The organism is Streptomyces sp. NPDC012794 (genome assembly GCF_042901085.1).
Lineage (GTDB): Bacteria > Actinomycetota > Actinomycetes > Streptomycetales > Streptomycetaceae > Streptomyces.
The window spans coordinates 213,160-226,246 of sequence record NZ_JBIBCI010000007.1; the positions used below are offsets into that span (position 1 = coordinate 213,160).

General features: G+C 73.7%; 11 protein-coding genes and 1 pseudogene. 7 read left to right on the forward strand and 5 right to left on the reverse strand.

Translation table 11 applies throughout. The features are described 5' to 3' along the window. The first annotated feature begins 41 nt into the window (after window positions 1–41). From ACFY7H_RS16100 to ACFY7H_RS16115, 4 genes are all read left to right on the forward strand, one after another. Complete coding sequence (locus ACFY7H_RS16100; protein ID WP_388938440.1) at window positions 42–1,268, forward strand: arginine deiminase; 1,227 nt, start codon at window positions 42–44, stop codon at window positions 1,266–1,268. Between the two features lie 84 nt (window positions 1,269–1,352). Beyond that, window positions 1,353–2,363: an ornithine carbamoyltransferase gene (gene argF / locus ACFY7H_RS16105; RefSeq protein WP_388938441.1), complete on the forward strand. Its 1,011-nt coding sequence runs from the start codon at window positions 1,353–1,355 to the stop codon at window positions 2,361–2,363. 110 nt (window positions 2,364–2,473) lie between these two features. Next, window positions 2,474–3,301, forward strand: coding sequence for an enoyl-CoA hydratase family protein (locus tag ACFY7H_RS16110; RefSeq protein ID WP_388938443.1), 828 nt, complete (start codon window positions 2,474–2,476; stop codon window positions 3,299–3,301). Between the two features lie 4 nt (window positions 3,302–3,305). Beyond that, window positions 3,306–5,618 (forward strand): bifunctional salicylyl-CoA 5-hydroxylase/oxidoreductase, encoded by a 2,313-nt coding sequence (locus tag ACFY7H_RS16115; RefSeq protein ID WP_388938445.1) that lies wholly within the window; start codon window positions 3,306–3,308, stop codon window positions 5,616–5,618. Between the two features lies 1 nt (window position 5,619). On the opposite strand, the gene ACFY7H_RS16120 is transcribed toward ACFY7H_RS16115, so the two are convergent. From ACFY7H_RS16120 to ACFY7H_RS16130, 3 genes are all read right to left on the reverse strand, one after another. Beyond that, the gene (locus ACFY7H_RS16120; protein WP_388938447.1) at window positions 5,620–6,459 is read right to left on the reverse strand and encodes a GNAT family N-acetyltransferase; all 840 of its coding nucleotides are present in this window, start codon (window positions 6,457–6,459) and stop codon (window positions 5,620–5,622) included. 304 nt (window positions 6,460–6,763) lie between these two features. Next, window positions 6,764–7,564 carry a PaaX family transcriptional regulator C-terminal domain-containing protein gene (locus ACFY7H_RS16125; protein ID WP_388938449.1) on the reverse strand — a complete coding sequence of 267 codons (801 nt, stop codon included), beginning with the start codon at window positions 7,562–7,564 and terminating at the stop codon, window positions 6,764–6,766. Window positions 7,565–7,568: 4 nt separating this feature from the next. Next, a complete protein-coding gene (locus ACFY7H_RS16130; RefSeq protein ID WP_388938452.1) occupies window positions 7,569–9,188 on the reverse strand; it encodes an AMP-binding protein in 1,620 nt (539 codons plus the stop codon). 135 nt (window positions 9,189–9,323) lie between these two features. On the opposite strand from ACFY7H_RS16130, the gene ACFY7H_RS16135 reads away from it, so the two are divergent. Together ACFY7H_RS16135 and ACFY7H_RS16140 are read left to right on the forward strand one after the other, a co-directional pair. Then, entirely contained in the window at window positions 9,324–10,448 is a 1,125-nt protein-coding gene (locus tag ACFY7H_RS16135) for an acyl-CoA dehydrogenase family protein (RefSeq protein WP_388938660.1), read from the forward strand. Further along, complete coding sequence (locus ACFY7H_RS16140; RefSeq protein WP_388938454.1) at window positions 10,445–10,843, forward strand: RidA family protein; 399 nt, start codon at window positions 10,445–10,447, stop codon at window positions 10,841–10,843. Before ACFY7H_RS16135 ends, ACFY7H_RS16140 begins: the two co-directional genes overlap by 4 nt. Window positions 10,844–10,927: 84 nt before the next feature. On the opposite strand, the gene ACFY7H_RS16145 is transcribed toward ACFY7H_RS16140, so the two are convergent. Next, window positions 10,928–11,674, reverse strand: coding sequence for an SDR family NAD(P)-dependent oxidoreductase (locus ACFY7H_RS16145; RefSeq protein ID WP_388938457.1), 747 nt, complete (start codon window positions 11,672–11,674; stop codon window positions 10,928–10,930). Window positions 11,675–11,777: 103 nt separating this feature from the next. On the opposite strand from ACFY7H_RS16145, the gene ACFY7H_RS16150 reads away from it, so the two are divergent. Then, window positions 11,778–12,683 carry a LysR family transcriptional regulator gene (locus ACFY7H_RS16150; protein ID WP_388938459.1) on the forward strand — a complete coding sequence of 302 codons (906 nt, stop codon included), beginning with the start codon at window positions 11,778–11,780 and terminating at the stop codon, window positions 12,681–12,683. 67 nt (window positions 12,684–12,750) lie between these two features. Here ACFY7H_RS16150 and ACFY7H_RS16155 read toward each other — a convergent pair. Next, window positions 12,751–13,077: pseudogene (locus ACFY7H_RS16155) on the reverse strand (M24 family metallopeptidase); the annotation flags it as partial. Window positions 13,078–13,087 lie beyond the last annotated feature (10 nt).

Sequence of the window (13,087 nt, forward strand, 5' to 3'; positions counted from 1 at the left end):
CGCGAGGTCAGAAAGCCGCCCGGTCTGGGAACGTGTACGGCATGGGATTCCATGTCGACTCCGAGACCGGGCGGCTTCGCCGCGTCATCCTCCACCGGCCCGATCTGGAGCTGAAGCGGCTCACACCAAGCAACAAGGACGCCCTGCTCTTCGACGACGTGCTGTGGGTGCGCCGGGCCCGCCAGGAGCACGACGGCTTCGCGGACGTGCTCCGCGACCGGGGGGTGTCCGTCCACCTCTTCGGCGACCTCCTGCGGGAGGTCCTCGACGTCACCGAGGCGCGGCACCTCGTACTGGACCGGGTCTTCGACGAGAAGGAGTACGGGCCGCTCGCCACGGACCACCTGCGCGCGGTCTTCGACGGGCTGCCGTCGGACGCCCTCGCGGAGGCGCTGGTCGGCGGCATGACCAAGCGGGAGTTCCTGGAGCGGCACGCCGAGCCGGTCTCGGTGCGCTTCCACGCCCTGGAGATGGACGACTTCCTGCTCGGGCCGCTGCCGAACCACCTCTTCACCCGTGACACCTCCGCCTGGATCTACGACGGGGTGTCCATCAATGCCATGCGCTGGCCCGCACGCCAGCGCGAGACCGTGCATTTCGAGGCGATCTACCGGCACCATCCGCTCTTCACCGGGTCCGGACCCTTCCACTACTGGTCGCAGGGCCAGCCGGACTACCCCTCCACGATCGAGGGCGGGGACGTCCTGGTCATCGGCAACGGCGCGGTACTGATCGGGATGAGCGAACGCACCACCCCGCAGGCGGTGGAGATGCTGGCCCGCGGCCTGTTCGCGGCCGGCTCGGCGAAGGTCATCGTGGCCCTCGACATGCCCAAGCGGAGGGCCTTCATGCACCTGGACACGGTGATGACGATGGTCGACGCAGATACGTTCACTCAGTACGCCGGCCTCGGCATGCTGCGCTCGTACACGATCCGGCCGGGCGAGGGCGCGAGCGACCTCCGGGTCAGCGACCACCCGCCGGAGCACATGCACCGGGCCATCGCCTCCGCCCTCGGCCTGGGCGGCGTGAGGGTGCTCACGGCCACGCAGGACGTGCACTCGGCGGAGCGCGAGCAGTGGGACGACGGGTGCAACGTGCTGGCCGTGGAGCCGGGAGTGGTCGTCGCCTACGAGCGGAACGTCACCACCAACACGCACCTGCGCAAGGAGGGGATCGAGGTGATCGAGATCCCCGGCAGCGAGCTGGGGCGGGGCCGCGGCGGTCCGCGCTGCATGAGCTGTCCCGTCGAGCGGGACCCCGTGTGACATGATCCACCCGCCCTGTATATCAATACGGAGGATCGTATAGACTTCCAGCATCCCCTGTCAGCGCCACCCAGGAGCGTCCCCATGGCCACCGACCTCTTCGGTCGCAGTTTCCTCAAGGAGCTCGACTTCACCGCCGCCGAGTTCCGCGGCCTGGTCGAGCTCGCCGCCGAACTGAAGGCGGCCAAGAAGGCGGGGACCGAGCAGCGCCTCCTCCAGGGGAAGAACCTCGCGCTGATCTTCGAGAAGACCTCCACGCGCACCCGCTGCGCCTTCGAGGTCGCCGCCGCGGACCAGGGCGCCCACACCGTCTACCTCGACCCCTCGGGCTCCCAGATCGGCCACAAGGAATCCGTCCGGGACACGGCACGGGTGCTCGGCCGGATGTTCGACGGCATCGAGTACCGGGGTGACAGCCAGCAGGCCGTCGAGGAACTGGCCGCCCACTCCGGCGTGCCCGTCTTCAACGGTCTCACGGACGACTGGCACCCGACCCAGATGCTCGCCGACGTGCTCACCATGACCGAGCACAGTGCCAAGCCGCTGGAACGGATCTCCTTCGCCTACCTCGGCGACGCCCGTTTCAACATGGGCAACTCCTACCTGGTGACCGGCGCCCTGCTGGGCATGGACGTACGCGTCGTCGCGCCGAAGGCGTACTGGCCGGCCGAGGCCGTCGTGGCGCGGGCCCGGGAGCTCGCCGCGGTCAGCGGGGCCCGGATCACCCTGACCGAGGAGGTGGCGGAGGGCGTGGCGCAGGCCGACTTCGTGGCCACGGACGTCTGGGTCTCGATGGGCGAGCCCAAGGAGGTCTGGGACGAGCGGATCGAGGCGCTGGCCCCGTACGCCGTGACCATGGACGTGCTGCGGGCGACCGGAAACCCGGACGTGAGGTTCCTGCACTGCCTGCCCGCCTACCACGACCTGGGCACGAAGGTGGCCCGGGAGGTCCACGAACGGCACGGGCTGGACTCGCTGGAGGTGACGGACGAGGTGTTCGAGTCCGAGCACTCCGTCGTGTTCGACGAGGCGGAGAACCGGCTGCACACCATCAAGGCCGTGCTCGTCGCGACGCTGGCCGAGCGCGCCGCATAGTCATACGTGCCGCCCGGCCGGGGACCCGTGCGCCCCGCCCGGGCGGCACCGCGCGCCCTTCTGTCGCGTTTCTCTGACGGTGGTCACCAATCGGTGATAACTTCGATCGTGTGAGCCCCTTCACCGGTTCCACTCCAGCGACCGAACGGTGGCGCCACCTGCGGGTGACCCGGCAGGACGGCGTGGCCACCGTCACCCTCGACCGCCCCGAGAAGCTGAACGCGCTCACCTTCGGCGCCTACGCCGACCTGCGCGATCTGCTCGCCGAACTGTCCCGCACCCGGTCCGTACGCGCCCTCGTCCTCGCCGGCGAGGGCCGCGGCTTCTGCTCCGGCGGGGACGTGGACGAGATCATCGGCGCGACCCTCGCCATGGACACCGCCGAGCTCCTCGACTTCAACCGGATGACCGGCCAGGTGGTCCGCGCGATCCGCGAATGCCCCTTCCCGGTCATCGCCGCCGTGCACGGGGTGGCCGCCGGCGCCGGCGCCGTGCTCGCCCTCGCCGCCGACTTCCGGATCGCCGACCCCTCCGCCCGCTTCGCCTTCCTCTTCACCCGCGTCGGCCTCTCCGGCGGTGACATGGGCGCCGCGTACCTGCTGCCCCGCGTCGTCGGCCTCGGCCACGCCACCCGGCTGCTGATGCTCGGAGAGCCCGTACGCGCCACCGAGGCCGAGCGGATCGGTTTGCTCAGCGAACTGGTCGACGAGGGCAAGGCCGACGCCCGCGCCGCCGAACTGGCCGCACGCCTCGCCGCCGGACCCGCCCTCGCCCACGCCCAGACCAAGGCCCTGCTCACCGCCGAACTGGACATGCCCCTGGCCGCCTCGGTGGAACTCGACGCCAACACCCAGGCCCTGCTGATGAACGGCCAGGACTACGCGGAGTTCCACGCCGCCTTCACCGCGAAGCGGCCCCCGGAGTGGAAGGGCAGGTAGCCACATGTCCGCGAGCGCCATAAGGGTGGCCGTCGTCGGCGGCGGACCGGGCGGACTGTACGCCGCCGCGCTGCTGGCCCGCCGGGGGCACACGGTGGAGGTCTGGGAACGCAACGCCCCCGACGACACCTTCGGATTCGGCGTGGTCCTCTCCGACGAGACCCTCGGCGGCATCGAACGGGCCGACACCGTCGTCCACGCAGCCCTCGGCGCCGAGTTCGTGCGCTGGGACGACGTGGACGTCGTGCACCGGGGCCGCCTGCTGACCTCCGGCGGCCACGGCTTCGCCGCCCTCGGCCGCCGCCGGCTGCTGGAGATCCTGCACGAACGCTGCGCCGGCCTCGGCGTCCGGCTCCGCTTCCGCGCCGAGGCCCCCGACGCCTTCGAACTGGCCCGCTCCCACGACCTGGTGGTCGCGGCGGACGGGGTGCACAGCGCGACCCGCGCACGCGGTGCCGCCCACTTCCGGCCCACCGAGACCCCCGGGCGCTGCCGGTACATCTGGCTCGCCGCCGACTTCGCCTTCGACTCCTTCCGCTTCGAGATCGCCGAGACCGAGCACGGGGTCATGCAGCTGCACGGCTACCCGTACGCCCGCCCCTCGTCCGACCTGCCCGCGTCGGGGTCCGCCGGGTCACCGGGCCCGTCCGGTGCCTCGACCGTGATCGTGGAGATGCGGGAGGAGGTGTGGCGGGCCGCCGGCCTCGACCTGTGCGACGAGGACGAATCGGCGTCCCGCTGCGCCAAGACCTTCGCCGAGGCCCTGCGTGGCCGGCCGCTGCACGGCAACCGCTCGGCGTGGACCCGCTTCCGCACCGTCGTCAACGAGCACTGGTCGCACGGCAACGTGGTGCTGCTCGGCGACGCGGCGCACACCGCCCACTTCTCCATCGGCTCCGGCACCAAGCTCGCCGTCGAGGACGCCCTCGCCCTCGCCGAAGCCCTGGACCGCGAGCCCGACGTCCCCTCGGCCCTCGCCGCCTACGAGGAGGAGCGGCGCCCGGCCGTGGCCAGCACCCAGCGCGCCGCCGTCGCCAGCATGCGCTGGTTCGAGGACCTCGCCGGATACGTGGACCAGCCCGCCCGGCAGTTCGCCTTCAACCTGCTCACCCGCAGCCGCCGCGTCACCCACGACAACCTGCGGCTGCGCGACGAACGGTTCACCCGGGCGGTGGAACGCGACTTCGGCTGCCCCGAGAACGCGGACGGCACGGGAACCCCGCCCATGTTCACCCCGTTCACCCTGCGGGGACTCACCCTGCGCAACCGCGTCGTGGTCTCGCCGATGGACATGTACTCGGCCCGGGAGGGCGTGCCCGGCGACTTCCACCTCGTCCACCTGGGCGGGCGGGCCCTCGGCGGCGCGGGGCTCGTCATGACGGAGATGGTGTGCGTCAGCGCCGAAGGCCGGATCACCCCCGGCTGCGCCGGCCTGTGGACGGCGGAGCAGGCGGCCGCCTGGAAGCGGATCGCCGACTTCGTCCACGCCTCCGCGCCCGGTACGGCCCTCGGCGTCCAGCTCGGCCACTCCGGCCGCAAGGGCTCCACCCGCCTGATGTGGGAAGGCATGGACGAACCGCTCCCGGACGGCAACTGGCCCCTGGTCGCCGCCTCCGCGCTGCCCTACCGGCCCGGGGTCTCCGCCGTCCCGCGCGCCCTGGAAGCCGCCGACCTCGCGGCGATCCGCTCCGACTTCGCGGCGGCCGCCGTCCGCGCCGCCGAATGCGGCTTCGACCTGCTGGAACTGCACTGCGCGCACGGCTACCTGCTGTCCGGGTTCCTCTCCCCGCTCACCAACCGCCGCGACGACGCCTACGGCGGCCCCCTGGAGAACCGGCTCCGGTTCCCCCTGGAGGTCTTCGACGCGGTCCGCGAGGTCTGGCCCGAGGACCGCCCCATGACGGTCCGGCTCTCGGCCACCGACTGGGCGCCCGGCGGCACCACGCCCGAGGACGCCGAACGGATCGCGGCGGCCTTCGCCGCCCACGGCGCCGACGCCGTCGACGTGTCCACCGGACAGGTCGTCGCCGACGAGGCCCCCGAGTACGGGCGCTCCTACCAGACCCCCTACGCCGACCGGATCCGCAACGCGCTCGGCGTCCCCGTCATCGCCGTCGGCGCGATCTCCTCCTGGGACGACGTCAACTCCCTGCTGCTGGCCGGCCGCGCCGACCTGTGCGCGCTCGGCCGCCCCCACCTGTACGACCCGCACTGGACCCTGCACGCGGCCGCCGAACAGGGGTACGCGGGCCCCGGCGCGCCCTGGCCCGCCCCGTACCGGGCCGGCAGCCGCAGGCCCCCGGCCGGCAAGGGGTAGATCAGAGCGCCTCCAGCACGACGCGGTCCTCGACCGGCGTGTAGCCGAGGCGCTGGTAGATGCCGTTGCTGGTGGGGTTGGCCAGGTCGGTGAAGAGCAGCACGTGATCGGCGCCGGCCGCGTACGCGGCGCCGCTCGCGGCGTGCGTGACCCCCGCGGCGTAGCCGCGGCCCCGCGCGGCGGGCGGGGTGTAGACCGGCCCGATCCGCGAGGCGCCGGCGAGGGGGCGGGAGAAGCCGGCCACCGACACCGGGACGCCCCCGTGCTCCCAGAGCAGGCAGCCGCCGTAGGAGATCCGGTCGCGCAGGGCGGCCTCGGAGGGCGTGCCCGGCGCGTCGCACTCCCGGTGGAACGCCGTGAGCCACTCCACCAGCAGCGGCAGGTCCGCCTCTGCGGCGGGCCGGCCGCCGCCCTCGGGGACCGGGTCCGGGGCGCGGAGCCCGTCCAGCCGGTACAGCCGCAGCTCCTCGGCGACGCGGGCCGGCGCTCCCCACACCCCGGCCAGCGCCGAGGCGTCGGACCGGCGGGCGTTCAGGGCCCCGGCGCCGCGGAGCAGCGGCTCCGACGCGAAGGCGGAGCCCAGCTCCCGGACCGCCTCCACGGGCAGTGCCCCGAGCAGCAGCGGGAAGGGCGGGGTGCACAGCAGGGCCCCGGCGACGGCTCCGTCCGCCCCGGTCCACCAGCCGAAGACGGGGTCGGCTGAGCCGAAGGCGTGCGGGCCCCGCCGCACCAGGGCATCCGTGACGGTCAGCAGGCTGGTGTTGACGACGGGCTGCGCGGCGACGGCCGGGCACGCGGCGGCCAGATAGGCCGCCAGATCAGTGCTGAAGGTCCATGTCATGCCCCATCGTGGCGGGCCGGGGAGCCGGTCGCACCGGGATTTCCGGCGCCGGGGGCCGGGGGCCGGGAGCCGGGGGCAGGCGGAGCCGGCGTCGGCAGGCGGCAGCGCGTGCGGGGCCGGTGGTGCGCGCTCCCTCGCGTGGGGGAGACGATCCCCCCGCACGGGGGAGGAGCGGGGCCCGGGCCGCTGGGATCTTGGGAGGGCGAGCAGCCGCCGGCCGGCGGCGGCCACGGGCCGAGGAGGAACCATGAGCGGGACGCACCCCATCCAGGCGGAGTTCGGCCGGGTCACCGGACCGGCGCGGCTACGGATGCACGAAGCGGGCGCCCGTGTCGCGCAGCCGGGCGTGGAGTTCGGCGAAGACCGCCGCGGCGCGGTCGCCGGGCCAGTCCGCCGGGAGCAGCTCCCGCGACAGCCCGGGGTCGGCGTAGGGCAGTCGCCGCCAGGAGTCCAGGGCGGCCAGGTAGGCCCGGTAGGCGGCCTCGGGAGTGGGCTCGGGGCCCGTCTGGAGGGCCCGCAGGACCGGTTCGTGCCGGTCGAGGAACTCCTCGTGCTGCTTGGCCAGGGCCGTCAGGTCCCACCAGCGGCCCACCGCCTCGGCGGTCGGGGCGAAACCGAGATGCGTGCCGCGGAAGAGTTCCACGTATCCGGTCAGGTGCAGCCGCTCGAGGGTGTGCCCCGTTTCCTCGGCCAGCTGGGCGGGCGCGATCCACACGCCCGGGGCCACCGACCCGAAGCCCAGCCGGGCCAGGCGCGAGCGCAGCAGGTGCCGCTTGTGCCGCTCCTGCTCCGGAACGGAGAAGACGGCGACCAGCCACTCCTGGGACACCGGCACGGCTCCGTAGATCCGCCGGTCCCCGTCCTCCAGCAGCAGCCGGGCCTCCTCGGAGAGCTCGTATGCGGCCGAGCCGTCCGCGGCCTTCGCGGGCACCAGGAAGCCGCGCCGTTTCAGCCGGGACACCGAGGAGCGGACGGAGGGCGCGTCGACCCCCGCCGCGCCCAGCAGGCGGACCAGCGCCGATACCGGGACGGCCCCTTCGAAGGACCGCCCGTAGGTTCCGTAGAACGTGACGATCAAAGATCGCGGAGTGTGCTGCTCGACCACGGGTTCACTCTAGATCGCGCAGCCGGAACCGCTGAAGTTTGCCGGTCGGGGTCCGCGGCAGCGCGGGCAGGAAGACGAAGGAGCGCGGGCACTTGTGCGGGGCGAGCTCCCCCTTCATGAAGGTCCGCAGGGCTTCCTCCGTCAGCACCGCGCCGTCGCGCGGCACGGTGTAGGCCACCACGACCTGCCCGCGCCGCTCGTCCGGACGGCCGATGACCGCGGCCTCCGCGACGTCCGGATGGCGCAGCAGGGCCTCTTCCACCTCGGGGCCCGCGATGTTGTAGCCCGAGGAGATGATCATGTCGTCGGCGCGGGCGACGTAGCGGAAGTAGCCGTCGGGGTCCCGGACGTAGGTGTCGCCGGTCAGGTTCCAGCCGTCCCGGACGTACTCGCCCTGGCGGGGGTCGGCGAGATAACGGCAGCCGACCGGTCCGCGCACCGCCAGCAGCCCCGGCTCGTTGTCCGCGACGGGCCGCCCGGAGGGGTCCACCACCCGGGCCTCCCAGCCGGGTACCACCCGGCCGGTGGTACCGGGGCGGATGTCCTCGTCGGCGGCGGAGATGAAGATGTGCAGCAGTTCGGTGGCCCCGATGCCGTTGATGATCCGCAGCCCGGTGCGCTCGTACCAGGCCTGCCAGGTCGCGGCGGGCAGGTTCTCGCCGGCCGAGACGCAGCGGCGCAGCGCGGACAGGTCGTAGGCGCCCGTGTCGTAGGGGCCCAGGGTGTCCAGCATCGACCGGTACGCGGTGGGCGCGGTGAACAGCACCGTGACCCGGTGCTCGGCGAGCGCCGGCAGCAGCGTCCGGGGGGTGGCCCGCTCCAGCAGCAGCGCGCAGGCGCCGGCGCGCAGCGGGAAGACGACCAGCCCGCCGAGGCCGAAGGTGAAACCGAGCGGCGGACTGCCGGCGAAGACGTCGTCGGGGCGGGGCCGCAGGACGTTGCGGGAGAAGGTGTCGGCGACGGCGAGGAGGTCGCGGTGGAAGTGCATGCAGCCCTTGGGGCGCCCGGTGGTCCCGGAGGTGAAGGCGATCAGCGCGACGTCGTCGGCGGAGGTGTCGACGGCGGGGTAGGGCGCGGAGTGCGCCTCGGCGAGCCGCAGCAGGTCGTCTGCGCCCGTGCCGCCGTACGGGGTGATCCGCAGTCCGGGTACCCGGGCCCGGGCGAGGTCGTCGAGGGCGCTCACATGGCACAGGGCGTGCCGTACCTCGGCCATGGAGCACACCGTGGCCAGCTCCTGGGCGCGCTGCTGGGCCAGGACGGTGACGGCCACCGCGCCCGCCTTCATCACGGCCAGCCAGCAGGCCGCGAGCCAGGGACCGGTGGGCCCGCGCAGCAGCACCCGGTTGCCCGGGACGACGCCGAGGTCGATGGTGAGGACGTGGGCGAGGGCGTCGACGCGCTCACGGAGCTCCCCGTACGACCACACCCCGCCGGCGCCGTCGCGGAAGGCGGGCCGGTCCGGCCCGAAGCGTGCGACGGTGGCGTCGAGCAGTTCGGCGCCGCAGTTCAGCCGGTCCGGGTAGGCCAGTTCGGGCAGCTCGAACAGGAGCTGCGGCCAGGCGTGGGCGGGCGGCAGGTGGTCGCGGGCAAAGGTGTCGGCGTGAGCGGATGGCTTGAGCTCCAAGGCGGTTACGCCCCCTTGCGACGTCCGGATTTTTGGGGTGGAGCCGGCCGTGCGAATGCCTTCCGAGCGTATCGTGATGGTGACGGCAGTCAACAGGACGCGATAAGAGTGTCGACAGGACTTGGGGGCATGCGGATGGCCGGCTTCGCGCTCGCGGCGGAACAAGAGGAATGGTGCGGCCGGTTGCGCGCCCTGGCGCGCGAGCGGCTCAGGCCGCTCGCCGAGAAGGGCGAGCCCGGACGGGTGAACCGGCCCCTGCTGGCCGAGCTGGGGGAACTGGGCTTGCTGGAGCGGGTCTTCGCCTCGGGGGCGCTGGAACTTTGCCTGCTGCGGGAATCCCTCGCCTACGGGTGCACGGAGGCGGAGACGGCCCTGGCCCTCCAGGGGCTCGGGGCCCACCCGGTGCTCCGGTCGGGCAGCACGGCCCAGCGGGAGCGGTGGCTGCCGGGGGTCCGGGCGGGACGGCACGTGGCGGCCTTCGCGCTGAGCGAGCCCGGAGCCGGCTCCGACGCCGCGGCCCTCGCCCTGGCGGCGGCCCCGGACGGGCCGGGCTGGCGGCTGACGGGGACCAAGTGCTGGATCTCCAACGCTCCCGAGGCCGACTTCTACACCGTCTTCGCCCGTACGGGTGGAGCCCCCGGAGCGAAGGGCATCACGGCCTTCCTGGTCCCCGCCGACCGCCCGGGGCTGACGGGGGAGGCCCTGGAGATGCTCTCCCCGCACCCGATCGGCTCGCTCGCCTTCGACGGTGTACCGGTCGGCCGCGAGGACGTACTCGGCGAGCCCGGTCAGGGGTTCCGCGTGGCGATGGAGACCCTGAACCTCTTCCGGCCCAGCGTGGGCGCCTTCGCGGTCGGCATGGCGCGGGCCGCCCTCGACGCGACGCTGGCCCACACGGCGGGCCGGGCCGCCTTCGGCGGGGTGCTCGCCGATCTCCAGGCGGTGGCGCACCGGGTGGCGGAGATGGCCACCCGCACCGAGGCCGCCCGGCTGCTGGTGTACGCGGCGGCCGGGGCGTACGACGGCGGCGCGCCGGACGTCCCCGGCCGCGTCGCCATGGCCAAGCTCCTCGCGACCGAGACGGCCCAGTACGTGGTGGACCACGCCGTACAGCTGCACGGCGCGGCCGCCCTGCGCCGGGGCCACCTGCTGGAGCACCTCTACCGCGAGGTGCGCGCGCCCAGGATCTACGAGGGGGCGAGCGAGGTGCAGCGCACCATCATCGCCAAGGAGCTCTACCGGGGGGTGGCGCCGCGATGAGCCCCGAGCGCCTCAACCCGCCGGAGCTGTCCCCGGCCACCGGCTTCTCCCACGCCGTGTCGGCCACGGGGTCGCGGATCGTCTTCCTGGCCGGCCAGACCGCGCTGGACGGCTCCGGGAAGGTGGTCGGGCAGACCCTGCCGGAGCAGTTCGAGCGCGCCCTGGCTAATCTGCTGACCGCCCTCGCGGCGGCCGGCGGCGTCCCGTCCGACCTGGCCCGGGTGACGGTGTACGCCGTGGACGTGGAGGCGTACCGCGCGCACGCCGCCGAACTGGGCCGCGTCTGGCGCCGCCTCGCGGGCCGCGACTACCCGGCGATGGCGGTGGTCGGGGTGGTCCGCCTCTGGGACACCGAGGCCCAGCTGGAACTGGACGGGATCGCGGTGCTTCGGTAAGCGCGCCGCCCGCGCCTCCGCCGCCCGCGCCTCCGGCCGGCGGCCGGGTTGCCCGCCGGAGGCGCGGGCGGCGGGCGGCGGGGGTCAGGGGCGGCCGATGACGTGGCCGCCGTCCACGCGCAGCGCGTGGCCGGTGACGAACTCGGCTCCCGCCAGGTACAGCACCGCCTCGGAGATCTCGGACACCTCGCCGATCCGGTTCAACAGGGCGAGCCCGCCGAAGGAGTCCACCTCGGTTCCGGCGTGCAGCGGCGTGCGGATCACCCCCGGCGCGACGAGGTTGACGCGGATGCCGTCCGCCGCCAGCTCGGCGGCCAGGCTCGTCGTCAGCGCGTGCACACCGGCCTTGCTGACGATCGGGGCGGAGCAGGGGAAGCCTGCGACCGCGTGGTCCACCAGCACGGTGCCGATGTTGACGATGCTGCCGCCCCGGCCCTGGGCGCGCAGGGCCCGCACCACGGCCTGGGTGGTGAGGTACGTGCCCTTGAGGTTGCCGGTGAGGAACCCGTCGAGCTGCTCCTCGGTGACCTCGGTGAAGGGCGTGGAGGCGAAGGTGCCGGCGTTGTTGACCAGGACGTCGATGCGGCCGAAGCGCTCCAGCGCGGTGCGCACGAGCAGCTCGCCCGTCTCCTTCGCCGCGATGTCGCCCGCCGCCCACGCGGTGCGCTCCGGCTGGCCCAGTCCGGCCGCGGCCTTGGCGAGGCGGTCGCGGTCGCGGCCGCCCAGGACCACGTTGGCCCCGTCGGCGAGGAAGGCCCGGGCGATGTCCAGGCCGATACCGCTGGATGATCCGGTGATCAGGGCGGTGCGGCGGGTCGTGGTGTCGGTCATGTCCGTGGTGCCTTTCGGTCGGCTCGGTGGAGACACCAGAAACGTATGAGCCGTCAACCGATAACACCACGACGGAAATTGGAGCATGGGATAATCCAGCGTTATGGATGTGGACCTGCGGGACCTGGAACTCCTCGACGCCACCGCCGAGACGGGCTCGCTGACCGCGGCCGCCGAGCGGCTCTACGTCAGCCAGCCCGCCCTGAGCCAGCGGCTGACCCGGCTGGAGGACCGGCTGGGAATGCGGCTCTTCGACCGGCGGGGCCGGCGCCTGGTGCCCAACGCGGCCGGCCGCCGGATGCTCGTCACCGCCCGCCGCATCCTGGGCGAGCTGGAGTCGGCCACCCGCGACCTGCGGGACATCCGCGACGGCCGCGAACGGCGGGTGCGCTTCGCCGCCCAGTGCAGCACCACCTTCCCCTGGCTGCCGCCCGTACTGCGGGCCTTCCGGGAACGGGAGCCGGACATCGAGGTGAGGATCGGGACCGTCCCCGACGACGCCCCCATCCCGGCCCTGCTCGAGGACGAGATCGACGTGGCGCTCATCACCAAGCCGGACGCGCGGATGGACCGGGTGACCCTGACCCGGCTCTTCGAGGACGAGATGGTGGCGGTGGTGCCCGACGGCCACCCCTGGGCGGGGCTCCCCCACCTCACCGCCCGTGACTTCGACGGCGCGGACCTCGTCCTCTACGACGTCTACGACCAGAGGCGCATGCCCGCCGAGCCGCTGCCGATCCCCGCCGGGGCCCAGCCCGGCCGGGTCACCACCATGCCGGTGGTGACCGATCTGGTGGTCGAGATGGTGGCGGGCGGCCAGGGGGCGGCGGTGCTGCCGAACTGGGTGGCCGCCCCGTACGCGTCCTCGCACGGCCTGGCCCTGGTCCGGATCGGCGAACGGCCGCTGACGCGGACCTGGTTCTGCGCCACCCGGCCGGGTCCCCACCCGCCGCACCTGGAGAGCTTCGTGGAGGAACTCCTGACCCGCCTCAGGGCTCCCGGGCGATGACCGGCGGGCGTCCGGCACGGAGGCGAGGACCGGCGCCCGGCCGGCAAGGCCGTCCGTACGGGGCTCAGCGGGCGTCCAGCAGGGTGCCCAGGTCGAGCCCCAGCATGCGCCCGCTGCCGCACAGGGTGTACCGCCGGCACAGGTCGCCCTCCGGGTCCCTGGGGATCCCGCACTCCGCGAGTCCCTCCGTGATGACCCGCATCCGGGCCCGGTGGAAGTCCCGGAAGCCGGCTCCCGGCCGCAGTGCGGCGATGCCGGCGTCCTGGGCGGCGAGCACCAGCTCGTAGACCTGCCGCTGCACGGGGGAGAAGCGGCCCTACAGCGGGACGGTGCGGGTGATGTCGGCCGTGTAGAGGGTGTCGGTCTCCACGCCCGCGTCCAGCAGCAGCAGTTCGTCGCGGGCC